Genomic DNA, 23,562 nt, shown 5'->3' on the forward strand with positions numbered 1-23,562 from the left:
CGGCGCTCCGGCGGGGCCGGAATGAGCGCCTGGCTCGTATCGCTCGAAGGCACCGAGGCGGGGCGTCAGCTGGCGATGGCGCTCGCACTGCTCGCGGCCTTCCTGCATGCGCTCTTCGGCGCGCTCCAGAAGGGCCGCCACGATCCCTGGCTTTCGCGCGCGGCGATCGACGCGTCCTATACGGTGATGGCGGCCCCCTTCGCGTTCTTCGTCGTGCCCTGGCCCGAGCCGCATATGTGGCCGATCTTCGCGGGCGCCTTCCTGATCCATGCCGGCTACAAGTACTCGCAGGCGATGACCTATCAACGCGGTGCCTATGCCGTCGTCTACCCGGTCGTGCGGGGCACGGGGCCGTTCTTCGCGGTGATCGGCGCGGGCATCGTCTTCGGCGAACATTTCACGGCCGGGCAATGGGCCGGTGTCGGTGTGCTGATGACGGGGATCTTCGGGTTCGCGGTCTACAACCTGCGAACCGTGACAGTGGACCGAGAGACGATGGTGCCCGCGCTGGGCTGGGCCGTGGTGACCGGCGCCTTCGTCGCGGCCTACACGACCTACGACGCCTACGGCATCCGTGCGACCGCCGATCCCTTCACCTTCCTCGCCTGGTTCTTCCTCATCGACGGCCTCTTCATGCCGGTCTATACAAGGCGGCGCTGGCGGCGCCTGCCGTCGTCAGAGATCGTGCCCCTGTTGAAGCTCGGGGTGATCGGCGCCGTGGTCGCCTATCTCAGCTTCGGCTCGATCCTCGTGGCGACGCGGATCGGCCGGGTGGGCGAAGCGGCGGTGCTGAGAGAGACCTCGGTGGTCTTCGCGGCGCTGATCGCCTGGGTCATGCTGGGCGACCGGGTCGGGCCGAGGCGGCTGACATTGATGGCGCTGATCGCGGCGGGCGCGGTCATCGTGAAACTGACAGGGTAGGGCGCATGTCCGGCAGGAAGATCAATCCGTGGCTGAAACTCGGGCTGGAACTCGGCCCGGTGATCGCCTTCTTCATCGCGTTCACCCGGCTGAAGGACCGCACCGTCACCCTGGGCGGAACCGAATATGGCGGCTTCATCCTGGCGACAGCGGGTTTCGTGCCCCTGATGATCCTCTCGACGCTGATCCTCTGGCGGCTGACCGGGAAGCTTTCGCCGATGCAGATCGCCACGCTGGTCCTCGTCACCGTCTTCGGCGGCCTCTCGGTCTGGTTCAACGACGAGCGGTTCTTCAAGATGAAGCCGACGCTCATCTATCTTCTTTTCGCCGGAATTCTCGGGTTCGGCCTTCTGCGCGGCAAGTCCTTCCTTGCCATGGTGATGGAGGAGATGATGCCCCTCGAACACGAGGGCTGGATGATCCTGACCCGACGCCTTACGGCGTTCTTCGCCGGGCTTGCCGTCCTCAACGAGGTGGTCTGGCGGACGATGTCCGATCAGGCCTGGGTCAACTTCAAGACCTTCGGCCTGACGGCGGCGATCTTCCTCTTCTTCCTCGCGCAGGGCGGGCTCTTCAAGAAATACGAGGTCGAGGACAAGGACCGCTGATCGCGGCCTTGTGGAGGGCTGCCGCGCGGGGCACCCGCCTCAGCGCGCGGGCGGGAACAGCCAGACGAGGTAGGTGTCGTCCCGGAAGACCCCCCGCCCCTGCCCCATACGCGCAAGCCAGCCGGCGAGCCGCGCGTTTCGCCCCGGCGCGACCAGCAGGACGACGGCGCGGCCAAGCCGGGCGATATCGGTGAGCACCCGTGCCCGCGCGGCGTCGTCCCTGCCATCGTAGAGCGTCACGACATCCTTGCGCCGCGCCGCGATTAGGCGCGCATCGTAGCCTTTCACATCGGCCAGAAGGAAGTCGTTGCGGAAGGTCAGGCCGGGATGCTTGCGCGCCGGATCGTAGGGCACGTATTGCGACCGCAGCGTCAAAACCGACAGTTCCAGGTCGGTATCGGGCGCGACCAGTACGGCATCCTCCGGCGTGTCGCGCCGGATCGCGGCAAGGGCCCCGGCCAAAGGCTCGGCTGGTTCGAGATCCTGAAAAAGACCGCGATAGGCCAGTATTTCCGGCCCCGTTTCCGGTTCGAACGACCGCCGCGAGACCGAATCGATGGCGCCGTAGAGGCAGATCGCGACCAGCGCGCCGCTTGCCGTCCAGGCGCCCGCGCGCGGCAGTCCTTTGAAGATGCGGTCGAGCGCGAGGCAAAGAAAGGGCATGAGCACGACGCCTGCGGCGAGGACGAACTTGTATTCGTTATCCTTGTTCGGGATATGGAGCCCGACCGCGAGGATCGCGCAGCCGAGCGCCGAGAGAAGAAGGACCGTCGTCGCGAGCGGTCGCGTGGCGCCCTGCCGCCGCCAGGTCCAGAAAGCCGCGATCCCCGGCAGCGACACCGCCGTCGCGATCGCGATGCCATTCCTCCAGATCGCGCCGGGCACCGAAAGGCTCATCCCGACGCCGGTTGCCCGGGGGCCGAGCGGCAGTACGACGACGAGCGCGGCGAGGAAGGCGCCGAAGGCGGCATAAGCGGCCAGATGCAGGGCCGCTGCCCGGCCGGGCTGGTCGGGCGCGGGGCTGACCACGGTCAGCGCCACGACGCGGGCCAGCGCGATCCCCAGCGCGACCGGCAGGTAGAGCGGATAGGCGAGGCTGATCGCTGTAACCATTGCGGCAAGGCTCCATGCCTGCAACCGTGCCTCGCGCCCCGTGCCGCGGGGCTCGACCGCGAGGATGATCAGCCCGGCCAGAAGCGTGATCGCGACCTGGTTGAGGTTGAGCCGCATATGCTTGATCAGCAGGAAATCGTAGCGTGGATCGCCGAGAAGGTAGCCCCAGCGCGCGAAGGCCGGGCCAAGCGCGGCAAGAAGCTTGCCGCCGAGAACCCCGACAGGATTGACCGCGAAGGCGAAGAGAAACGGCGCGGCGAGGGTGGCCGGCAAACCTCCGCCAAGCCGTTTGACGCAGGCCATCGCGAAGCCGCCGTAAAGCCCGGCGAGCACGAGATTGATCCAGGTGAAGGATTCCAGCGGCGAGAGGTCGAGCGCCGTCGATTGGATCAGGAAGAAGAGGTGGCCGAACCACGGATAGGTGGAGGTCAGCCCCGCCAGTTGCCGTTCCTCGGGCGCGAAGGGGTGGTCGCGCAGCGCATAGATCATGTCCGTGTGCAGCCAGGCATGGCCCCAGAATGCCTTTTCGTCGGCCCCGGCGAAGACGAGGGCGAGGAAGACGATGGGCAGCGCCAATGCGAAAAGGATCGCGGCGGCCCGCGCGGTTCCGGGCCAGGTAAATCCCTGCCTCGCCCGCCAGATCAGGATGAGCGCGGGAAGGTTGAGGATCGCCAGCAGTCGAACGGCTTCGTCCGAACCGGCGCCGAAGGCCCGCAGGACTTCGTATTCCGCGCTCGCCACGCCGATCGAGAAGCCGGCAGAGAACAAGAGGCGCGTCCAGCCGTCGAAGCGGGCGAAGAGCGATGAGAAGGCAATCCAGGCGCCGGGCAGCAGAAGGTTCGCGACGAAGAAAGCGATCGGAAGAAACACGGTATGCCCCCCGTTAAGCCACCGTGGGGATAGGACCAAAATCGCATTAGAGGGCGAAATTATCCGCCCTGTCAATCGCGCGGGTCAAACGGCGCGGCAAGCTGCCGACGGTCGCGGGTCCGGTCAGCGGCGGAAGAGAAGCTCCTGCGCCTTGCGGTCGTCTTGCAGGTTCGACCGCCGCTCGGCGGCGAGCGCGCGGCCGCGCTGCACAGCCGGGCGGCTGCCCACGTCATCGAGCCAGCGCTTCAGGTTCGGCTTGTCATCCAGCGTCTGCTGCTGGCCTTCCCAGAGCGAGGCCCAGCCCCAGATCGCCATGTCGGCGATGGAATAGAAGCTGCCCGCCACGTAGCGGTGCCGGGAAAGCTGCCGGTCAAGCACGCTGTAAAGCCGCGCCACCTCGGCCCGGTACCGGTCCTTGGCGTAGGTCAGGTCCTGCGGCGGTTCGAGCGACGGCGCGTATTTGAGGAAATGATGCGCCTGTCCGGCCATCGGCCCGACCCCGCCCATCTGCCACATCAGCCACTGGTCGACCGCGACCCTGTCGCGCTCCGTCTCTCCGTAGAAGCGGCCGGTCTTGCGGGCGAGGTATTGCAGGATTGCGCCGCTTTCGAAGATCGAGATCGGCTGACCGTCCGGCCCTTCGGGGTCGATGATCGCCGGCATCCGGTTGTTGGGCGCGATCTTCAGGAAATCCGGGCGGAACTGCTCCCCTGAGCCGATATTCACAAGGTGGAGATTGTAAGGAAGGCCCATCTCCTCCAGCGCGATGGAGATCTTCCAGCCATTCGGCGTCGGCCAGTAGTAAAGCTCGATGGGCTTGGTCATGTCCTGTCCTTTTTGCGGGCCTCGATCCCAAACCATTTCGGTTCGGACCGGACGATCCGCAATGTGCAGGAGCGCACAGGGGGTCTCAGCCAAGATCGTCGAGCAGTTCCTGCGCGGTCAGATAGTGCCGGGCCGACCAGTAGCAAGCGTCCCGGGTCGGTTGCGCGCAGGTCACCGGATGACCGTCGATCTTGATCCGCCAGATTCCGCTATCGCCCGCCTCGATCGGGTAGGTCTCCGGGCCGATCTTGATCTCGTCGATCGGCGGGGTCGTTGGGGACGGGACGGGGGCGGTACAGGCGGCGAGGGCAAAAAGGACGGCGGCGGCGGGGCGGTGCATGGCGAAGTCTCTCCGGCGGCGGGGAGGGGCAGTTGAGCGTGATTCCGTTTGTATCGCAAGGGGCGGGCCGTCCCGCCCGCGCGGCAGATAGCGCCAACGTTGCGCGCAATCCGGCCTGTCGCCGAATGTGCTCAATACCATCCCGCCGCGCGGGCGCCGACGTCGCGGCCGAGAGACCCGGTTGACCCCGCCCGCACTTCGCGCTATCGCATGAGGTGTGGCGATTTGTTACCGGATTGCGGGCCACGTTAAACATGCCGCTAAAGAGGTTGGAGGCACCCGTGCCCCCACCTGTTCCGGTGGGGGTTTTTTGTTGCCGGAGGAACGGCCATGACAGAGTGGAAAACGCGCACGAAACTGGTGCATTCCGGATCCCGCCGCAGCCAGTATGGCGAGATGTCGGAGGCGATCTTCCTGACCCAGGGCTTCGTCTACGAGAGCGCCGAGGAGGCCGAGGCGCGGTTCATCGAGGCCGGGCCCGACGAGTTCATCTATGCCCGCTATGGTAACCCCACGGTGCGCATGTTCGAAGAACGCATGGCCGCGATCGAGGGGACCGAGGACGCCTTCGCGACCGCGTCCGGCATGGCGGCGGTCAATGGCGCGCTGACCGCGTTGCTGAAGGCGGGCGATCACGTCGTCGCCGCGCGGGCGCTCTTCGGATCTTGCCTCTATGTCCTTGAAATCCTCGGCCGTTTCGGTGTCGAGGTGACGCTCGTCGACGGCACGGATCTGGACCAGTGGCGCGCGGCGATGCGCGACGGCACCAGGGCCGTCTTCCTCGAATCGGTGTCGAACCCGACGCTGGAAGTGATCGACGTGAAATCGGTGGCCGAGATCGCCCACGAGAAGGGCGCGACCGTGATCGTCGACAACGTCTTCGCGACGCCGACCTTCTCGAAGGCCGTGGCGCTTGGCGCGGATGTCGTCGTCTATTCGGCGACGAAGCATATCGACGGGTCGGGCCGCTGTCTCGGGGGGGTCGTCTGCGGCACGAAGAACTACATCCGCAAGGTGCTGGAACCCTATCTCAAGCATACCGGCGCGGCGCTTTCGCCGTTCAACGCCTGGGTGATGCTGAAGGGGATGGAGACTCTCGACCTCCGGGTCCGGACGCAGGCCGCCAACGCGCAAGCCATCGCCGAGACGCTGTCGGGTCATGCGAAGCTGTCGCGGGTGATCTATCCCGGCCTTCCGGGCCATCCCCAACACCGGATCGCGATGGACCAGATGGGGGCGGGCGGCACCGTCGTGACGCTGGAGGTCGCAGGCGGGCAGGAGGGCGCGTTCCGCTTCCTCAACGCCTTGGAAATCGTGATGATTTCCAACAATCTCGGTGATGCGAAGTCGATCATCACCCATCCGGCCACGACCACCCATCAACGCCTGCCGGCGGAGCAGAAGGTGCTTCTGGGTATCACACCGGGACTGGTGCGCCTGTCGGTCGGGATCGAGGATATCGGGGACCTGCTCGCCGACTTGCGAAAGGCGCTCGACGCGGTCTGAAGTCGTGGAATCGTCACGGGATACCGCGTAAGATTGGACAAGCGGCCGGGCGATCCCACATAATGGGCTGTCCGGGCGCGGCCCGGAACTTCTAGGAGCGTGCCATGAACTTCGTGGGCGATATCGACCGGGACCCGAACCGGGACGAGGCGGAAGCGGCGTTGGCAACGCTGCGCCGCTGGGCCGAGAGCGCGGATCCGAGCGAGGTCGCGCGGCTCGACCCGGCCATCGCGCGGCTTCTGCCCGGGCGCGAGGTCGGAAATTATCCGGATCTGTCAAGAACCTACCCGGAGAACTTCACGCCGGACGCAACCTATCGCGCCTCGATGCCCGATCTCCAGAATGGCCCGTCGAGCCTGATCGTCGGTGCGCAGGCACCGATCCAGCATGTCGGCATCTCCAACTTCCGCCTGCCGATCCGCTTCCATACCCGCGATGGCGGCGACATCACGCTCGAGACCTCGGTCACCGGAACGGTCAGCCTCATCGGCGAAAAGAAGGGCATCAACATGAGCCGCATCATGCGGTCCTTCTATGCCCATGCCGAGCGGACGTTTTCCTTCTCGGTGCTCGAAGCGGTGCTCGACGACTACAAGAAGGACCATGACAGCGTCGACGCGCGGCTGATGATGCGGTTCTCCTTTCCCGGCCGGGTCAGTTCCCTGCGCTCGGGGCTCAGCGGCTGGCAATATTACGACATTGCCCTCGAACTGATGGAGAGGGTGGGGCGGCAGAAGCGGATCACCCATCTCGACTACGTCTATTCCTCGACCTGCCCGTGCTCGCTGGAACTGTCCGAACATGCCCGCCAGGCGCGCGGGCAGCTCGCCACGCCGCATTCGCAGCGCTCCGTCGCGCGGATCTCGGTCGTCGAGGAGGGGCCGAAACGCCTTTGGTACGAGGATCTGATCGACATCGCCCGCGCTGCGGTGCCGACCGAGACGCAGGTGATGGTCAAGCGCGAGGACGAACAGGCCTTCGCCGAACTCAACGCCGCCAACCCGATCTTCGTCGAGGACGCGGCGCGCAGCTTCGCCGAACGCCTGCTGGCCGAGCCGCGCATCGGCGATTTCCGCATCGTGGCGAGTCATCAGGAAAGCCTGCACAGCCACGATGCCGTTTCGATCCTGACCGAAGGACCGACCTTCGCCGACGAGAGCATCGATCCCCGGCTCTTCGCGTCGCTCCACAAGCCCGGCTGAGCGGCCCGTCGACCTGACCGCCTGACCGTTCGCGCCGTGCAGGCCCGGATTTTCATCCTGTCCGGACAATGGCGCGTGCCAGCGGCTTGACAGTCCACGGCGGGCAGGGGAAGCCTGCCGCATGGTCGACCTTCGCCCCGTAGGATATGTGATCGGTCTCATCATCGCGGCGCTCGGGCTGGCGATGCTGGTCCCCTTGCTGACCGACATCCTCCTCGGTGATCCGAACGCCGAAGCCTTCGCGCAGTCGGCGCTCATCTGCGTCCTTGCCGGAAGCCTCACCGCCATTGCCTGCCAGAACCGTGCGGGGCGCAGCCTTTCGGTGCGCCAGGCCTTCCTGCTGACGCTCGGCATCTGGGTCTTCGTTCCGTTGTTCGGGGCGCTGCCCTTCGTCATCGGCGCGCCCGAGGTGCGGATCATCGACGCGTATTTCGAGGCCGTTTCGGGCATCACGACGACCGGCGCCTCGGTCTTCGTCGGCGTCGACGATCTGCCGGCGGGCGTCAACCTCTGGCGCGGCATGCTCAACTGGCTCGGCGGGCTCGGCATCGCCTTCATCGCGATGATCTTCCTGCCGGTGATGCGCGTGGGCGGCATGCAGTTCTTCCGCACCGAGGGCTTCGACACGTTCGGAAAGGTGTTGCCCCGCGCCACCGACATCGCGCGCGAATTGTTCTTCGTCTATGTCGCGCTGACCGCGAGCTGCATGGGGGTCTACGGCCTTCTCGGCATGCCGCCCTTCGAGGCGGTGGCGCATGGCCTCGCCACCATCGCCACGGGCGGTTTTTCCCCGCGCTCCGCGTCATTCTCGGGCTATTCCGGGTCGATCCACTATGCGACGGCGATCTTCATGCTGCTCGGCAGCTTCCCCTACATCCGGTATGTCCAGCTGGTCCGGGGCAGCGCGATCCCGCTCTGGCGCGACGTGCAGGTGCGCGGCTACCTGACCTGGGTCGCCGTGGCGGTGCTGGCCGTTGCCGGATGGCGGTTCGCGACAAGCGATCAGGGGCTGGAGCCGGCGTTTCGGGAATCGCTCTTCAATCTCGTCTCGGTCATGTCGAGCACGGGGTTCGGCGCGGGCGACTTCGCGGCCTGGGGATCGTTCTCGATCATCGTCGCGATGTGGATCGGCGTCATCGGCGCCTGTTCGGGGTCGAGCGCGGCCGGGCTCTCGGTCTTCCGGGTGCAGATCATGTTCGGTGCCCTGGCAGAGCAGGTCCGCCGCATCCACGCGCCGCACCGGATCGCGCCGGTGCGGTATGCCGGGCGCACGGTCGATGCCGACACGATGGACGCGATCGTCCTCTATCTCGGCGCCTATATCCTGACCTTCGGGGCCATCGCGCTCCTCATCGACGAAACCGGCGTCGACTTCGAATCGGCGCTTTTCGCGTCCTGGACCTCGATCGGCAATATCGGCTACAGCTACGGCCCCCTCGTCGGCGCGACCGGGACGTTCATCGACTATCCCGACGTCGCGAAGGGTCTGATGATCCTTGCGATGATCATGGGGCGGCTGTCGCTTCTGTCGGTGCTGGTGATCCTGTTGCCGCGCTTCTGGCAGGACTGAGCATGCCCGGCGATCCGCTTGACACTGCCGCACATGGCCGCCAAGGCTCTGCCATGATCGACCTGCGCCCCGTCGGATACGTCATAGGCTTGCTGGCCGCGGTTCTCGGCGCGACGATGTCGGTTCCGATGGCGCTCGATTTCGCGTCCGAGAACGGCCACTGGCCGGCCTTTTTGCAAAGCGCCATTCTCACCTGCCTGACCGGGGGGCTGATGGCCGTCGCCTGTGCCAACGGCGTCGGGGAACGCCTGAGCCTTCAGCAGACTTTCCTTCTGGCGACCGGCGTGTGGGTGGCATTGCCGCTTTTCGGCGCCTTGCCGTTTCTCTTCGGCGCGACCGGTGCGCGGGTGGTGGATGCGGTCTTCGAGGCGATGTCGGGACTGACCACGACGGGGGCCACCGTCTTCGTCGGCCTCGAGGATCTGCCGGCCGGCCTCCTGCTCTGGCGGTCGATGCTGCAATGGTTCGGCGGGATCGGGATCATCATCGTGGCGATGGTCTTCCTGCCCGAACTCCGGGTCGGCGGCATGCAGATCTTCCGCTCCGAGGCGTTCGATACCGGCGGCAAGGTCCTGCCGCGCGCGGCCGAGATCGCGTCGCAGATCATGGGCATCTATATCGGCCTGACGATCCTGTGCGCGGTCGCCTACATGAGCGTCGGCATGACCGGGTTCGAAGCGATCAACCATGCCCTGACGACGATGTCCACGGGGGGGTTTTCGACCTCGGACGCGTCTTTCGGGGTCTTTCAGGGCGTGCCGGAATACCTCGCCTCGATCTTCATGGTCCTCGCGAGCTTGCCCTTCGTGCGCTACGTGCAGATGCTGGCCGGAACCTCCGGGCCGATGTTGCGCGACCCGCAGGTGCGGGCGTTCCTGTGGACGATCGGGGTGCTTGTGGCGGTCATCACCGCCTACCGGATCCTCGCCAACGGCGATCATCTCGAGCACGCCTTCCGCGAGGCGATCTTCAACGTCACCTCGATCATCACCGGGACCGGCTATGCGAGCGTCGACTACCAGCTCTGGGGCGCGTTCCCGATCGTGCTCTTCTTCTTCATCGGTCTCATCGGCGGCTGCGCCGGATCGACCTGCTGTTCGGTGAAGATCTTCCGCTACCAGTTGTTGATCGCCTCGGTTCGCGCCCAGATCCGCCGCATCCACTCGCCGAACGGCCTGTTCACCCCGCGCTATCAGGGCCAGCCGGTCACGGAGGAGGTGATGTCCTCGGTCATGGCCTTTTTCGGGATCTTCATTGTCAGCCTCGGCCTCATCTCGGTGGCGCTGGCGCTGACCGGGCTCGACTTCGTCACCGCGATCTCGGGCGCGGCCACGGCGATCGCCAATATCGGTCCGGGTCTTGGCGACATCATCGGGCCGGCCGGCAATTTCGCCTCGATCAACGACACGGCGAAGTGGATCCTGACCGTCGCGATGCTTCTCGGCCGGCTGGAACTTCTCGTGGTGCTGGTGATCTTCCTGCCACGGTTCTGGCGGACATGACGGCAAGGCGGGCGTGACCCCGCCTTGCCCGGGGCGTCAGCGCCAGCAGGAAACGAGCACGGTCATGTCGCGCCCCAGGGTCGTCAGGTCTTCCGGCGCGAGTGTGGACACAGCCTCGGCGGAGGCCGGTTCGGCCGCCGCAAGTCCCGCCGCCTGAAGCGCGCCGGTGATCGTCTCCGCCGGCAAGGCGAAGCCGACATCGGAGGGCAGCACCCGGCCATCGGCCGTGTCCCGGGGCAGGAGCATCCCGATCACCGCGCCGCTGGTGCTGATGACCGGGCCGCCCGCGTCGCCGGCCCGCGTGGTGACGGCGAGCCGGGCGCGGTCGACCTCTCCCTCAAGGCCCTTCGTGTCGGCGAGCGTGCCGAAGCTCAGGACTGCGCTGTCGAGCGCATCCTCGTAGGAAAAGCCCGCGACGGCGATCTCGGAGTTGATCCGCACCCTGCCGCTTTCGAGCCGGGCATGAGCGCGCGGCGCAAGCGCGTCGCGCGGCTTCAGGACCGCCAGCCCAAGGCCCGCGTCGCGCAGCGTCACGTCCGCCTCGTAGTCGCCGTCGAGCGTGATCCGGGCGCAATTGTCGAGCACCGCATCCGTCGTCGCGACGAGCCCAGCCGCGTCAAGCCAGAACCCCGACCGTGAGAGAACCGGCCGCCGCACTTCGAGCCCGGAGACGAGATCCGCATGATCGACCGACAGGGGCTGGCCGAGCCCTTCGTCGAGCGCCTCGTCGCCGAGAGACCGGAACCCCGCCTTCATCGCCGCAAGCACCCTGACCGCCCGCGCGCCGTCCTCGGGCTTCCAGACCAGGGTGAACCCCTTGATGAGCCCGCCCGAAAGCTGCGCCTCGGTATGCGATTGCAACCGGTCGTTCTTGCCGCTGAGGACGAAGCTCGTCCGGTTCAGCTGGCGTTCGCCCGCGACCGGGACGATCTCCAGCGTCTGCATGATGTCGTAAAGCCCCGTGAGCGCCGCCTGATCGCCCTTTTGCGAGATCAGGAGCATCCGGAACCCGGACCCGTTCTTTTCGCGGAAATGGACGAAGGGCGGGGCGTAGCGGTCGAATTCGATCAGGGCGGCGGGGTAGGTGATCTCGATCCCGGCCTCGGTCTCGGTCAGGGTTTCAAGGCCAAGGGCGGCGCGTTCGCTCTCGTAGTGGCCGACAAGCTCGGCCCGCTGGGCGGTGGTCAGGATGCCGGTCTGTTCGTAGCCCTGCGCGGCCTGCCAGGCCGCCATCGACCGGCGGGTGCCCGCGCCGAAAGCGCCGTCGATGGCGCCGGCATAGAAATCGTCCCATTGCAACGCGCGTTGCAGCATCTGACGCTCCTCGGCCGTCAGGAGCGCCTCGGACCGCCGTGCCTCGGCGGGCGTTTCGTCTGTCGGTGTCGGGGCGGGGATGGGCAGGGCGGTCGCCGTCTCCGCCGCAGGGGCGGTCGGGCTCGGCGTCGCGGCCGCCGCGCCGACCGGCCAGAACTGCCGCCCGAACCGGTTGCCGAAGGCGATGTAGCTGTCGGCCGGGATAAGCCGCTCGCCCTTCAGGACCTGCAACTGGCGGTTGGCCTCGTCGGGCGAATAGGGTCCGAGCACGATCGCATACCAGCCGGTGTTCATGACGAAGCCGCCGACATTGGGAAAGACGCCGGCATAGGCCCGCGCGCGCTCCTCGCCCTCGCGCAAGGAGGGCTGCGCTTCGATCTGGACCCAGACCTGGTTCTGGGCCTGAACCGCCCCGGCCAGACCGAGCCAGACCGCCAGTCCGAATAGAATTGCCGCCAACCGCATGCGCAAAAACCCTTCCGCCGTTTCCTGTCGTCGCGAATCCGCCGCCGAACCTAGCAGGATGGTGCGCGGCGTCACGCCACAATCGCCCGTGGGCCGATTGACCGCCCCGCGGCTGTTGCCTATTGAGAACGCGCTTTTCCGCTTAGAAGGCTGACCATGTCCCCGACCGCCCCCCGCTCGTTCCAGGAGATCATCCTGCGCCTACAGACCTACTGGGCGGAGAAGGGCTGCGCCATCCTGCAGCCCTACGACATGGAGGTCGGGGCGGGCACCTTCCACCCGGCGACGACGCTCCGCTCGCTCGGCACGCGGCCCTGGGCGGCGGCCTACGTGCAGCCGTCGCGGCGGCCGACCGACGGCCGCTACGGCGAGAACCCGAACCGTCTTCAGCACTACTACCAGTACCAGGTCCTCATCAAACCCTCGCCGCCCGACCTGCAGGAACTGTACCTTGGCTCCCTCGCCGCCATCGGCATCGACGCCTCGCTCCACGATATCCGCTTTGTCGAGGACGACTGGGAAAGCCCGACGCTGGGTGCCTGGGGCCTTGGGTGGGAGGTCTGGTGCGACGGGATGGAGGTGAGCCAGTTCACCTATTTCCAGCAGGTCGGTGGTCATGATTGCCACCCGGTCTCGGGCGAGCTGACCTACGGGCTCGAACGCCTCGCAATGTATGTCCTTGGCATCGACCATGTCATGGACATGCCGTTCAACGACCCCCAGACGCCCATTGCGCTGACCTACGGCGACATCTTCCGCCAGACGGAGCAGGAATATTCCCGCTGGAACTTCGACCAGGCCGAGACCGACATGCTTCTGAAGCATTTCGAGGATGCCGAGGCGGAATGCGAACGCATCCTGGCAGCTCCGGCCGAGGACAAGGCGGGGCGCAGGATCGTCATGGCTCACCCGGCCTACGACCAGTGCATCAAGGCCAGCCACCTCTTCAACCTTCTCGACGCGCGCGGCGTCATCTCGGTGACGGAGCGGCAGGCCTATATCGGCCGCGTCCGCGCGCTTGCGAAGAAATGCGCCGATGCGTTCGTGACGACCGAAGCGGGCGGCCACCGGAATTCAGGGGCGGCAGCGTGAATGGCAAGCTCATCGTGGGGTTTCTGGTGGTAACGGCGCTTCTGGCCGGGGCGGCCATCTACTACCTTCAGGTCTATGCGTTCTACGAGCGGGTGGAACCGGCCTCGGCCGCCGCCGTGATCCGGCTGACGCCCATCGCGGGCACGCCGGAGCCGATGCTGACCGAAGGGTTCGAGGGGATCGACGCGGAAAGCTCGCCCCTTCGCTTCCGCGGCTGCTTCTCCACGCCGATGACGCTCGCCATGCTGAGCGAGACCTACGCGGTCTACGATAAGCCGACGCCGCTCATCGCGCCCTCCTGGTTCACCTGTTTCGACGCCGGCCGGATCAATGCGGACCTTGAGACCGGGGCGGCGCTGGCCTTCCTGTCGGAAAAGGACATCCATCCCGGCGTGGACCGCGTTGTCGCGGTCTATCCCGACGGCCGGGCCTTTGCCTGGCAGCAACTGAACGAAAGCGCGGATCAATAGATGCCCGATCTTCTCATCGAACTCTTTTCCGAGGAAATCCCCGCGCGGATGCAGGGGAAGGCCCGCGACGACCTGAAAAAGCTCGTCACCGACGGGCTGGTGGAGGCGGGGCTGACCTATGCGGGCGCCCATGCGCTTTCCACCCCGCGCCGTCTGGTGCTGGCGGTGGACGGGCTGGCGGCGGAAAGCAAGGCGGTGCGCGAGGAGCGGAAGGGCCCGGCGACGACCGCGCCCGAGCAGGCCGTGCAGGGGTTCCTGCGGTCGACCGGGCTGACGCTCGACCAGCTTGAGGTGCGCGACGACAAGAAGGGCCAGGTCTATTTCGCGGTCATCGAGAAGCCGGGGCGGAAGGCCGCCGGCATCGTGGCCGAGGTGCTGGAATCCACGATCCGCAGCTTCCCCTGGCCGAAGTCGATGCGCTGGGGCGCGGGAAGCCTTCGCTGGGTGCGGCCGCTGCATTCGATCCTCTGCATCCTGAGCGATGAACACGGGGCGGAGATCGTGCCGCTGGACGTCGACGGGATCGTCGCGGGCAACGTCACGCGCGGCCATCGCTTCCTTGCGCCGGGGGCGTTTTCCGTCGCGAGTTTCGAGGATTACGCGGCGAAGCTTAAGCTTGCCAAGGTGGCGCTGAACCCGGTCGAGCGGGCCGAGCATATCTGGCACGACGCCACCAATGCCGCCTTCGCGGCCGGGCTCGAGGTCGTCGAGGACAGGGGTCTTCTGACCGAGGTCGCGGGGCTTGTCGAATGGCCCGTGGTGCTGATGGGCAAGATCGGCGCGGACTTTTTGGGCCTGCCGCCGGAGGTGCTGCAAACCAGCATGCGCGAACATCAGAAGTTCTTCTCCTGCCGCAACCCGAAGAGCGGGCGGATCGAGGGCTTCATCACGGTCGCCAATACCGATACGGCGGATCATGGGCAGACGATCCTGAAGGGCAACCAGAAGGTGCTCTCGGCGCGGCTTTCCGACGCAAAGTTCTTCTGGGAGAATGACTTGCGGACCGTTGCTCAGGAAGGGCTGGAGGGCATGGCGGCAGGGCTCGCCAACGTCACCTTCCACAACAAGCTCGGGAGCCAGAAGGACCGGATCGACCGGATCGAGGCGCTGGCGCGCGAGATCGCGCCCTCGGTCGGCGCGAAGCCCGATCTGGCGGCCGAGGCCGCGCGGGTCGCCAAGGCCGACCTGCAATCGGCGATGGTCGGCGAGTTCCCCGAACTTCAGGGCACGATGGGCGTCTACTACGCCAAGGCCGCCAAGCTGCCCGAGGCGGTCGCCAATGCCTGCAAGGCGCATTACCAGCCGCTCGGGCCGTCGGACGACGTGCCGACCGAGCCGGTCTCCGTCGCCGTCGCGCTCGCCGACAAGATCGACACGCTGACCGGCTTCTGGGCGATCGACGAGAAGCCCACGGGGTCGAAGGATCCGTTTGCTCTGAGAAGGGCAGCGTTGGGGGTGATCCGGTTGGTCAGCCTAGCCGATCGGCGGGTTCCGTTAAAATCATTGGTGCGCAACTGTGTTGGCGATTATGCACTTACTTTCCTCAATGACCCGGTCATTTCGGAAGTCGTAACTGCCCACATGCGCGATGATATCCTCTACGGAGAGGATATCATTCGTGACCAAGAGCTGGCAATCAAGCGCGCAAATGAATTTTTTGTTGTATCACTAGCCCTTAGCATGGAATTTGAGTACGAAAATGAGGAGGGCAGCAACCGACTCCCTCCAGCTAGCCAAGCGGCCAAACTCTCTGCGCTTTCGACCCTGCCGACAATACTAGAGGAGCTCGGCTTGAGCTACGCAGGGCTACAGAGCCAGGTCGACTGGAATGAACAACACAACAGAGCTTATTGCTCAGCGGCAGTTGCGTTGAAAAATGCTGTCGAAGAAATCACGTCTAACCTCCTCGCCTTCTTCCACGACCGCCTCAAGGTCCATCTCCGTGACGAGGGCATCCGGCACGACGTCATCGACGCCTGCCTCGCCATGCCGGGCAATGACGACCTGACGCTTCTGGTCAAACGCGCCGAAGCGCTGAGCGCGTTCCTCAAGACCGATGACGGCGGCAACCTCATTCATGGGTTCAAGCGGGCCAACAACATCCTGACGCAGGCCGAGGAAAAGGACGGGGTCGAATACTCCTTCGGCGCTGACGCGAAATTCGCCGAGGATGCGACCGAACGCAGCCTCTTCGCCGCGCTCGACACGGCAGAGGCGGAGATCGTGCCGGCGATGGAGGCTGAGGAGTTCGGCGCGGCGATGGCGGCGATGGCCAAGCTCCGCGCGCCGATCGACGCCTTCTTCGAGGCGGTGCAGGTCAACACCGACAACGAAATCGTCCGGCGGAACCGGCTGAACCTTCTCAGCCGCATCCGCACGATCTGCCTGAGCGTGGCGGATCTGACCAAGGTCGAAGGATAAGGCCCGGCCCGCCGCAGGGGCGGCGGGCGTTCGAGGCTTCAATCGCTCCACCGGAGCGATTGATCGGGCCATGCGGCCCGACCGCCTCTCACCCCTCCGCCGTGAACTGCGCCGCCGCGACCTGCCAGCCTTCCGGCCCGGCGACGAGAACCGCCGAGAGGATCGCGCCCACGCGCCCCGCATCGCTGCCGTCGGGATGGACGATTCCCGAGAGCACGTAGCGCTGCATCACCTGCGCCACGCCACCGGCGAGGGACCGCGTCTTGGTGCGCCCGGTCACCAGCTTCGCCCGCGCGAAGGCGCCCGCAAGCTCGCCCGCGAGGGTCGCGGTGATGGCCTTGCGGCCCTCGGCCCAGTGGCCGGTCAGCGTCAGGAAATCGGCGTCCTCGGCGAAAAGCGCCGCGAGGATCTTCGCGTCGCGCGCCGCCCAGGCATTGGCGAAGGCGCGCGGGAATTCGGCGGGTTCGGCGAGGCTCATGCGTTCCCCTCGACGATCTTGCCGGGATTGAGGATGCCGTCGGGGTCGAGCGCGCGCTTGATCCGCGCCATCACTTCCCAGGCGTCGCCATGTTCCATCGCCATGAGGTCCTTCTTGCCCATGCCCACCCCGTGTTCGCCGGTGATCGTGCCGCCGAGCCGCAGCGCGCGTTCGGCCATCCGGTGGGCGAGATCCTTGGCAGCCTTCAGCTCCCCGGCATTCTCGCGCTCGATGAGCAGGATCGCGTGGAAATTGCCGTCGCCGACATGGCCGAGGATCGGGCCGGGAATGCCGGAGGCGGCGATGTCGGCGCGGGTTTCCGCGACCGCTTCGGCCAGCCGCGAGATCGGCACGCACATGTCGGTGACAAGGCCGATCGAGCCGGGGCGCGAGGCGATCGCGGACCGGTAGGCGCCGTGGCGCATCTTCCACAGGCGGCCCCGGTCCTCGGTCGTCGTGGCCCAGTCGAAATGCGCGCCGCCCATCTCCACCACCACCTCGCCGAAGCGCCGGGCGTCCTCGGCGGCGGAGGTCTCCGATCCGTGGAATTCGACCATGAGATGCGGCTTTTCGGGCAGGCTGGTGCCGTTGACGCTGTTGAAGATCGCGGCCGTCGTCTCGTCCACGAACTCGATCCGGGCCATCGGGATGCCCATCTGGATCGTCGCGATGACGGTTTGGACGGCGGCCTCGAAATCGTCGAAGGCGCAGACGGCGGCGGAAGTGGCCTCGGGCTGGCCGTGAAGGCGCAGGGTCAGTTCGGTGATGATGCCGAGCGTGCCTTCGGAGCCGACGATGAGGCCGGTGAGGTCGTAGCCGGCCGAGGATTTGCGGGCGCCCGAGCCGGTGCGGATCACGCGGCCATCGGCCAGCACCACCTCAAGCGCCATGACATTGTCGCGCATCGTGCCGTAGCGCACCGCCGTGGTGCCCGAGGCGCGCGTGGCCGCCATGCCGCCGAGCGAGGCGTTCGCGCCGGGATCGACGGGAAACATGAGGCCGGTCGCGCGCAGTTCGGCATTCAGCGCCTCGCGCGTGACACCCGGCTGGACGACGGCCTGCATGTCCTCGGCCCTGACCTCCAGCACACGGTTCATGCGGGCAAGGTCAAGCGAGATGCCGCCCCGGACCGCGAGCGCGTGGCCTTCGAGCGAGGTGCCGGTGCCCCAGGCCACGACCGGGCAGCCGTGGCGGGCGCAGGTCGCGACGATCCGCGACACTTCCGCGGTCGTCTCGGGGTAGGCGACGGCGTCGGGCGGGGTTTCGGGAAACCATGTCTCGCTCTGGCCGTGGCTGGCGCGGTCGGCCCCGGACCGGGACAGGCGCGGGCCGAGGAATGCCGCGAGTTCGGACAGGGCCGCATCATGCGACATGGTCATCACCGCCGGCAGAGATAGGCAAAGGCGGGCGTGTCGCGGCCCGGAGGCGTGAATTCGATATGATCGAGCTGGGCGCCGAAGCTGACCAGCCGGATCGGATAGACCGCCTGCGCGCTGCTCCGCATCTCGACTGTATCGCCGTCGATCCGGTACTGCACCGCAAGCGCGGGTCCGCCGGCTTCGACCATGAGGAAGAGACCGAATTCGAAGGTTGCCGGGTCCGAACAGGCGGACGGCGCCTGCCCGGGCGTGAGGCGCAGCATGTCCTCCCGCAAGGTCCAGCGGCCGATCAGGAAGGTCGGGGTGCGCGGCGTGAAGTCGCCGAGCCCTTCAAGCGCGGCATATTCCGGCAGGAATGCATCGAAGCCTTTCGCCTCACGCAGTTGCATCAGATAGGTCGCCGGGTCGTTTTCGCGCAGCGCCATGAAGTAGCTCTCGGCACGCCGGTCGAGACCGTGCAGAACGAAGAGATAGACCAGCGTTGCAAGAAGCGCCGCGCCGCCGGCGATCCATTCGGTCCCGGACGGAAGCCGCATGCGATTGAGGCTGAGCTGCGCCATCTTCGGTCCTTTCCGCGGTCCGGCCGCTTGATCCGGGGCGGGCGTTTGGTTTGCATCCGGGCCGCCAAAGGCGTAGCAGGGCAGAGTGGGGCATCATGCCATCCCGGTTCCCGGCAGTCTTACAGGCCCCCCTGCGCCGCCACAACCGCTATCAGGACCCATGATCGAAAACCCGCCCACCGATGCCGCCCATGCCGAACCCGACCATCGCCGGGTTTCGGTCATCGCCCTCTCGTTTCTCGCGATCATCATTGGTGTGGTGACCGGAGTCGGCGCCATCCTTTTGCGGTATCTCATTTCGATCATTCACAATTTCTTCTTCCTGGGGACATTCTCGACCAACTACGACGCGAATATCCCGACGCCGCCCGCGCCCTTCGGGCCGCTGGTGATCTTCGCGCCCGTCATTGGCGGCGCGATCGTGCTGTGGCTGGTCCGGCGCTATGCGCCCGAGGCCAAGGGGCATGGCGTGCCCGAGGTGATGGACGCGATCTATTACCGGGGCGGCAAGATCCGTCCGCAGGTGGTGATCGTTAAGTCGCTGGCCTCGGCCCTGTCGATCGGGTCAGGCGCCTCGGTCGGGCGCGAGGGGCCGATCATCCAGATCGGATCGGGGATCGGATCGGTCTTGGGGCAGCTTTTCAAACTGCGCACATGGCAAGTCATCACCATGGTCGCGGCAGGCGCCGGGGCCGGTATCGCAGCCACGTTCAACACGCCCCTCGGCGCGGTGATGTTCGCGGTCGAACTGATGCTGCCCGAGTTCAGCGCCCGCACGCTCATCCCCGTCGTTCTGGCGACCGGCACCGCGACCTATGTCGGTCGGCTGGCCTTCGGCATGGCGCCGGCCTTCCTCGTCGCCTCGCACGAACGGCCGGAACTCTTCGTGCCGCTGTCGGTGGACATGCTGCCGCTCTACGTGATCTTCGGCATCGTTGCGGGCGTCGCCGCGACCCTCTTCGTGCGCGGCCTCTACCGGATCGAGGATCTCTTCGACGACTGGAAGGCCAACCCCTACCTCAAGAACGCCGCCGGGATGCTGTCGCTCGGCATCCTGATGTATGTCCTGATGCGGACGACCGGCATGTATCACACCGCGGGCGTCGGCTATGCCACGATCGAGGCGATCCTGACGGGGCAACTCGCGGCTCCGGCCTTCCTGCTTCTGCTCTTCTTCCTCAAGATGCTCGCCACCTCGGTCAGCCTGGGGGCAGGGGCCTCGGGCGGGATCTTCTCGCCCTCGCTCTTTCTCGGTGCGGCGCTGGGCGGGGCCTTCGGTGGCGCCCTCGACCTGATGTTCCCGCATCTGGGGTTCCATTCGGTGACCTTCGCGCTGATCGGCATGGCCGGGATCGTCGGGGCCTCGACCGGCGGGGCGATCACCTCGATCATGATGCTGTTCGAGATGACGGGCGACTATACGATCACGGTGGCGGCGATCATCTCTGTCGTGGTGGCGATGGGGGTGCGGCGGCGGCTGTCGTCCGACGACATCTACACGCTGAAGCTCACCCGGCGCGGCCACCGCATTCCGCGCGAAAGCCGGTCGCACATGTTTGCCATCCGCCACATCAAGGAGTTGATGGAGCCCGCCGTCGCGGTGATCGAGAAGGCCGATCTGGGTGAGCGCGGGGTGGTCGACACGCAGCTAGGCGCGGAACGGCAATATGCCGTCGTCACCGAAGGGCGGAACGTGGTGGGCATCGTGCGCGTCCATCCCGAGGATCCGACCAGACGCCACGGGCCGCTGATCCACCCGGTTGGGTATGTGCAGGAATCGAGCTTTCTGCAAAGCGCGATGACGAACATGGCCGACCGCAATCACACGGCGCTTCTCGTGCTACCGGACAGGACAACGCCCCGGCCCGAGAATGTGATCGGCGTGCTGACCCGCGACTCCATCGCCGCCGCGGTGCTGCGCGACTACCGGAGCTGAACCGGGGGCGAACCGTCAGAGCGGTGCCGTCGCCGCCGCCAGCCAGTCGCGCGCGGGGGCGGAGACACGGGGCGCGAGGCGCTCTGCCGTCTCGGCGTGATAGGCGTTGAGCCATGCCCTTTCCGCCTCGGTCAGTGCCGCCGCGTCGATCAGCCGCCGGTCTATCGGAATCCAGGTCAGGGTGCGGAAGCCGAGCATCCGGCGTTCCGCGTCACCACCCGGAAGGGCCGGCGCGTCTTCCACCAGAACGAGGTTCTCGATACGGATGCCGAAAGCGCCCTCGCGGTAATAGCCGGGCTCGTTCGACAGGATCATCCCGGATTCGAGCGGCACGTCCCCGGTCCGGGAAAGCCGCTGCGGCCCCTCATGCACCGACAGGTAGCAGCCGACGCCATGCCCGGTCCCGTGATCGAAATCCTGCCCGGCAAGCCAGAGGTTGTAGCGCGCGATGCTGTCGAGATGGGCACCCGCGATGCCCGTCGGCCAGCGCAGCCGCGAAATCGCGATCATGCCCTGCAACACCCGGGTGAAGGCGGATTTCGCCTCGGGATCGACGGGGCCGATCGCAACGGTGCGGGTGATATCGGTCGTGCCGTCGACATACTGCCCGCCGGAATCCACCACCACGATCTCGCCCTGCCGGAGCGGGCGGTTGGTTTCCTCCGTCACCCGGTAATGCATGATCGCGCCGTTGGGGCCGGTGCCGCAGATCGTCTCGAAACTGATTTCCTTCAGGACATTCGTCGCCCGCCGGAATCCTTCGAGCGCGCGCACGACGTCGATCTCGGTCAGCCGGCCCTTCGGCGCCTCGGCGTCGAGCCAGGCGAGGAATTCGACCATCGCGGCACCGTCGCGCAGATGCGCCTCTTCCATCCCCGCGATCTCGGCGGCGTTCTTGCGGGCCTTGGGCAGCAGGCAGGGATCGGCGCCCCAGGCGATGGCGATGCCGGCCTCTTCGAGTTCCAGCGCGATCTGCAACGGTGCCGTGGCGCGGTCGACCCGGACCGGGCCGGCAAGGGTGCGCAGGGCGGGCGCGAAGGCCGCCGGCGGGCGGAGCGTCACGTCGGGGCCAAGATGCGCGCGCACCGCGTCGGAGAGTTTTTCCGGCGCGATGAACAGCGTCATCCGCCCCGTCGCGTGAAGCACCCCGAAGGCCTGCACGACGGGGTTTCGCTCGATATCCGAGCCGCGGATGTTGAGAAGCCATGAGATCGAATCCGGCAACGTCAGCACCGCCGCCTCCTGCCCCGCGGCCGCCAGTTCCGCGCCGAGGCGGGTGCGCTTGGCCTCCGCGCTTTCGCCGGCAAGGTCGAGCGGCTGGATCGCCACCGGGCCGAGCGGCGGATGCGGCCGGTCCGACCAGATCGTGTCGACGAAATTCTCCGTTGCGCAAAGGGTTATGCCGGATCCTTCGAGCGAATCCTCAAGCTCGGCGATGTCCTTCTTGGTGTGAAGCCAGGGATCGAACCCGATGCGCCCGCCGGAGGGCAGCTGTTCCTTCAGCCAGGCACCGGCCTTCACGTCGGGCCAGGGCACCGGAGTGAAATGCGCGAGGTCCACCTGCGCCTTCACCTGCGTCCGGTAGCGGCCGTCGATGAAGACCCCGGCGATGGAGGGCAGGACAAAGCAGAACCCGGCCGAGCCGGTGAACCCGGTCAGCCAGGCGAGCCTTGCATCGGCGGGCGCCACATATTCACCCTGATGGGCGTCGGCACGCGGTACGATGAAGCCGTCGAGACCGGCTGCTACCAGCGACCTGCGCAAGGCTGCGAGACGCGGCGGGCCCTGGTCGGGGCGGGCGGTCGTCTCGAAGGTCTGGAACATGGGCCACCTCTCCGCAATAAGGACGCCCGCAGGGCGCTGCTTGGCCACATTGCAGCGATCCCGGCCTTTGGGCAAGCGGTGCTCATTCTGCGCGCGCGACCTCGGCGTAGGTCATGCCCCAGCGATTGCCGACGCCCGAAAGCCGGAGCTGTGCGCCCGGCTGCAACGTCTGCCAGAGGTCAGGCGGAACCTCGCAAATCGTCGCTGTGCGCGATGGATCGGCAGGCCATGCGACGGTCACCACATAGTCACAGCCCTTACGGCGGGCGAGTGTGCCGCGATGTGTCACCGTGACCTTGGCGCTCATCGCCGCCGTTCCCGCCGCGAATGACCAGGCCCAAGGAACGGTCTTGGTCAGAAACGGGGTCATCCCTATCGCGGCGAAGGCAAGGAAGACGGCGACGACGAAGAGTTTCGGCGCGCCTTGCGACCGCAAGCGTGAGGTGCGCAGGTTCAGCTCCGTTCCGTGCGTGCCGATGACGATCGCCAAGACAGTCGCCGCGAGCGCAACGGTCCACCACTCACCGGCCAGTTCGAGCGTCTCGGGGGTAGGAAACCATAGCGGAAAGAGAATGCCGGGCAGTCCGAGGATGATCGGCAGGGTGGACAGGAGGGTCAGCATCCGCCTGACCCATCCGACTTGCCGTGTCACCGGCGGCGGGATCGATACGGTCAGCGCATGGACATTGGCGGCGGCATTGCGCGCCGGCACTGGCAACGGCGTCGGTGCAAACCGGCGGAAGGCATAGCCTGGGAAGAGGAAGGCGGCCAGATAGCCGAGGCACCACACGATGCCGAGGGAAAGGATCTGCGTCGGGGGTAGGACCGCCGATAGGAACGAGTCCGGGACGATAGCAAGATAAAGCCAGTAGCTCGCGAGCCAGAGTCCGTGTCCGAAGAGGAAGAGATCGAGCATCAATCGCTGCGGTCCCACACTCCACCGTTCAAGGCTGCGGTCGAAGAAGCCGGGCAGCAAGAACCAAAGGCCAATCACCATCGGAAATATGCAGCGGAAGATCAGGCTAAGACCATAGGCGTCGAAGGTCCGCGTCGCGACTGCGGACCATGCCGAATCCATATTCAGGACGCTGACTGACAGGAGAAGAAGGCCCGTCACCAGTTTCATTGCGGCAGTAAGCACTGTCATCGTTCGGTCGTCCGGAGCA

The 23,562-nt window shown here is 66.5% G+C and carries 19 protein-coding genes and 1 riboswitch; of the genes, 10 read left to right on the plus strand and 9 right to left on the minus strand.

Annotation, left to right across the window (positions count from 1 at the left end; all coding sequences use genetic code 11):
* The first annotated feature begins 21 nt into the window (after positions 1-21).
* Entirely contained in the window at positions 22-921 is a 900-nt protein-coding gene (locus V5734_RS07740; protein ID WP_347312928.1) for an EamA family transporter, read from the plus strand.
* Positions 922-926: 5 nt separating this feature from the next.
* On the plus strand, positions 927-1,529 hold the full coding sequence (locus V5734_RS07745; protein WP_347312929.1) for an inner membrane-spanning protein YciB: 603 nt from the start codon (positions 927-929) through the stop codon (positions 1,527-1,529).
* Positions 1,530-1,568: 39 nt separating this feature from the next.
* On the opposite strand, the gene V5734_RS07750 is transcribed toward V5734_RS07745, so the two are convergent.
* The 3 genes from V5734_RS07750 to V5734_RS07760 form a co-directional block, all read right to left on the minus strand.
* Complete coding sequence (locus V5734_RS07750; protein WP_347312930.1) at positions 1,569-3,512, minus strand: hypothetical protein; 1,944 nt, start codon at positions 3,510-3,512, stop codon at positions 1,569-1,571.
* A 123-nt stretch (positions 3,513-3,635) separates the two neighbouring features.
* Positions 3,636-4,337, minus strand: a complete 702-nt coding sequence (locus V5734_RS07755) for a glutathione S-transferase N-terminal domain-containing protein (protein WP_347312931.1) — start codon at positions 4,335-4,337, stop codon at positions 3,636-3,638.
* 85 nt (positions 4,338-4,422) lie between these two features.
* Positions 4,423-4,677: a hypothetical protein gene (locus tag V5734_RS07760; RefSeq protein ID WP_347312932.1), complete on the minus strand. Its 255-nt coding sequence runs from the start codon at positions 4,675-4,677 to the stop codon at positions 4,423-4,425.
* A 207-nt stretch (positions 4,678-4,884) separates the two neighbouring features.
* Positions 4,885-4,962: riboswitch (SAM riboswitch) on the plus strand.
* A gap of 45 nt (positions 4,963-5,007) precedes the next feature.
* On the opposite strand from V5734_RS07760, the gene metZ reads away from it, so the two are divergent.
* The 4 genes from metZ to V5734_RS07780 all read left to right on the plus strand — a co-directional run bounded on the left by metZ (position 5,008) and on the right by V5734_RS07780 (position 10,457).
* The gene (gene metZ / locus V5734_RS07765) at positions 5,008-6,183 is read left to right on the plus strand and encodes an O-succinylhomoserine sulfhydrylase (RefSeq protein ID WP_347312933.1); all 1,176 of its coding nucleotides are present in this window, start codon (positions 5,008-5,010) and stop codon (positions 6,181-6,183) included.
* Positions 6,184-6,287: 104 nt separating this feature from the next.
* Positions 6,288-7,385, plus strand: a complete 1,098-nt coding sequence (gene folE2, locus V5734_RS07770) for a GTP cyclohydrolase FolE2 (RefSeq protein WP_347312934.1) — start codon at positions 6,288-6,290, stop codon at positions 7,383-7,385.
* Between the two features lie 121 nt (positions 7,386-7,506).
* Positions 7,507-8,955, plus strand: coding sequence for a TrkH family potassium uptake protein (locus V5734_RS07775; protein WP_347312935.1), 1,449 nt, complete (start codon positions 7,507-7,509; stop codon positions 8,953-8,955).
* Positions 8,956-9,008: 53 nt separating this feature from the next.
* Positions 9,009-10,457 carry a TrkH family potassium uptake protein gene (locus V5734_RS07780; protein ID WP_347313592.1) on the plus strand — a complete coding sequence of 483 codons (1,449 nt, stop codon included), beginning with the start codon at positions 9,009-9,011 and terminating at the stop codon, positions 10,455-10,457.
* A gap of 36 nt (positions 10,458-10,493) precedes the next feature.
* On the opposite strand, the gene V5734_RS07785 is transcribed toward V5734_RS07780, so the two are convergent.
* Entirely contained in the window at positions 10,494-12,236 is a 1,743-nt protein-coding gene (locus V5734_RS07785; RefSeq protein ID WP_347312936.1) for a serine protease, read from the minus strand.
* A gap of 156 nt (positions 12,237-12,392) precedes the next feature.
* Here V5734_RS07785 and V5734_RS07790 point away from each other — a divergent pair, with 156 nt between their 5' ends.
* Genes V5734_RS07790 through glyS form a run of 3 tightly spaced genes read left to right on the plus strand, consistent with a single transcriptional unit; the run spans position 12,393 to position 16,219 of the window.
* On the plus strand, positions 12,393-13,328 hold the full coding sequence (locus V5734_RS07790; protein ID WP_347312937.1) for a glycine--tRNA ligase subunit alpha: 936 nt from the start codon (positions 12,393-12,395) through the stop codon (positions 13,326-13,328).
* Positions 13,325-13,798, plus strand: coding sequence for a DUF6446 family protein (locus V5734_RS07795; RefSeq protein WP_347312938.1), 474 nt, complete (start codon positions 13,325-13,327; stop codon positions 13,796-13,798). Before V5734_RS07790 ends, V5734_RS07795 begins: the two co-directional genes overlap by 4 nt.
* Positions 13,799-16,219, plus strand: a complete 2,421-nt coding sequence (gene glyS, locus V5734_RS07800) for a glycine--tRNA ligase subunit beta (protein WP_347312939.1) — start codon at positions 13,799-13,801, stop codon at positions 16,217-16,219.
* Positions 16,220-16,307: 88 nt separating this feature from the next.
* On the opposite strand, the gene V5734_RS07805 is transcribed toward glyS, so the two are convergent.
* The 3 genes from V5734_RS07805 to V5734_RS07815 are packed head-to-tail and all read right to left on the minus strand — an operon-like array spanning position 16,308 to position 18,636.
* The gene (locus V5734_RS07805; protein ID WP_347312940.1) at positions 16,308-16,697 is read right to left on the minus strand and encodes an SgcJ/EcaC family oxidoreductase; all 390 of its coding nucleotides are present in this window, start codon (positions 16,695-16,697) and stop codon (positions 16,308-16,310) included.
* Positions 16,694-18,070 carry an FAD-binding oxidoreductase gene (locus tag V5734_RS07810; RefSeq protein WP_347312941.1) on the minus strand — a complete coding sequence of 459 codons (1,377 nt, stop codon included), beginning with the start codon at positions 18,068-18,070 and terminating at the stop codon, positions 16,694-16,696. Before V5734_RS07810 ends, V5734_RS07805 begins: the two co-directional genes overlap by 4 nt.
* 5 nt (positions 18,071-18,075) lie before the next feature.
* Complete coding sequence (locus tag V5734_RS07815; RefSeq protein ID WP_347312942.1) at positions 18,076-18,636, minus strand: hypothetical protein; 561 nt, start codon at positions 18,634-18,636, stop codon at positions 18,076-18,078.
* A gap of 160 nt (positions 18,637-18,796) precedes the next feature.
* On the opposite strand from V5734_RS07815, the gene V5734_RS07820 reads away from it, so the two are divergent.
* The gene (locus tag V5734_RS07820) at positions 18,797-20,572 is read left to right on the plus strand and encodes a chloride channel protein (RefSeq protein ID WP_347312943.1); all 1,776 of its coding nucleotides are present in this window, start codon (positions 18,797-18,799) and stop codon (positions 20,570-20,572) included.
* Positions 20,573-20,587: 15 nt separating this feature from the next.
* Here the strand turns inward: V5734_RS07820 and V5734_RS07825 are convergent, their stop codons facing one another.
* Together V5734_RS07825 and V5734_RS07830 are read right to left on the minus strand one after the other, a co-directional pair.
* A complete protein-coding gene (locus V5734_RS07825) occupies positions 20,588-22,396 on the minus strand; it encodes an aminopeptidase P family protein (RefSeq protein WP_347312944.1) in 1,809 nt (602 codons plus the stop codon).
* 82 nt (positions 22,397-22,478) lie between these two features.
* A complete protein-coding gene (locus V5734_RS07830) occupies positions 22,479-23,543 on the minus strand; it encodes a hypothetical protein (RefSeq protein ID WP_347312945.1) in 1,065 nt (354 codons plus the stop codon).
* Positions 23,544-23,562 lie beyond the last annotated feature (19 nt).

Origin of the sequence: Defluviimonas sp. SAOS-178_SWC (genome assembly GCF_039830135.1) — a bacterium.
In the GTDB taxonomy this organism is placed as follows: Bacteria; Pseudomonadota; Alphaproteobacteria; order Rhodobacterales; family Rhodobacteraceae; genus Albidovulum.

What these genes read in the sequence shown, in the direction of transcription:
- V5734_RS07740 (WP_347312928.1), top strand. Translation starts at nt 22, where the DNA reads ATGAGCGCCTGGCTCGTATCGCTCGAAGGCACCGAGGCGGGGCGTCAG.
- V5734_RS07755 (WP_347312931.1), bottom strand. Translation starts at nt 4,337, where the DNA reads ATGACCAAGCCCATCGAGCTTTACTACTGGCCGACGCCGAATGGCTGG.
- V5734_RS07810 (WP_347312941.1), bottom strand. Translation starts at nt 18,070, where the DNA reads ATGTCGCATGATGCGGCCCTGTCCGAACTCGCGGCATTCCTCGGCCCG.
- V5734_RS07790 (WP_347312937.1), top strand. Translation starts at nt 12,393, where the DNA reads ATGTCCCCGACCGCCCCCCGCTCGTTCCAGGAGATCATCCTGCGCCTA.
- folE2 (WP_347312934.1), top strand. Translation starts at nt 6,288, where the DNA reads ATGAACTTCGTGGGCGATATCGACCGGGACCCGAACCGGGACGAGGCG.
- V5734_RS07815 (WP_347312942.1), bottom strand. Translation starts at nt 18,636, where the DNA reads ATGGCGCAGCTCAGCCTCAATCGCATGCGGCTTCCGTCCGGGACCGAA.
- V5734_RS07745 (WP_347312929.1), top strand. Translation starts at nt 927, where the DNA reads ATGTCCGGCAGGAAGATCAATCCGTGGCTGAAACTCGGGCTGGAACTC.
- V5734_RS07775 (WP_347312935.1), top strand. Translation starts at nt 7,507, where the DNA reads ATGGTCGACCTTCGCCCCGTAGGATATGTGATCGGTCTCATCATCGCG.
- V5734_RS07805 (WP_347312940.1), bottom strand. Translation starts at nt 16,697, where the DNA reads ATGAGCCTCGCCGAACCCGCCGAATTCCCGCGCGCCTTCGCCAATGCC.
- V5734_RS07785 (WP_347312936.1), bottom strand. Translation starts at nt 12,236, where the DNA reads ATGCGGTTGGCGGCAATTCTATTCGGACTGGCGGTCTGGCTCGGTCTG.
- V5734_RS07780 (WP_347313592.1), top strand. Translation starts at nt 9,009, where the DNA reads ATGATCGACCTGCGCCCCGTCGGATACGTCATAGGCTTGCTGGCCGCG.
- V5734_RS07760 (WP_347312932.1), bottom strand. Translation starts at nt 4,677, where the DNA reads ATGCACCGCCCCGCCGCCGCCGTCCTTTTTGCCCTCGCCGCCTGTACC.
- V5734_RS07830 (WP_347312945.1), bottom strand. Translation starts at nt 23,543, where the DNA reads ATGACAGTGCTTACTGCCGCAATGAAACTGGTGACGGGCCTTCTTCTC.
- glyS (WP_347312939.1), top strand. Translation starts at nt 13,799, where the DNA reads ATGCCCGATCTTCTCATCGAACTCTTTTCCGAGGAAATCCCCGCGCGG.
- V5734_RS07825 (WP_347312944.1), bottom strand. Translation starts at nt 22,396, where the DNA reads ATGTTCCAGACCTTCGAGACGACCGCCCGCCCCGACCAGGGCCCGCCG.
- V5734_RS07820 (WP_347312943.1), top strand. Translation starts at nt 18,797, where the DNA reads ATGATCGAAAACCCGCCCACCGATGCCGCCCATGCCGAACCCGACCAT.
- metZ (WP_347312933.1), top strand. Translation starts at nt 5,008, where the DNA reads ATGACAGAGTGGAAAACGCGCACGAAACTGGTGCATTCCGGATCCCGC.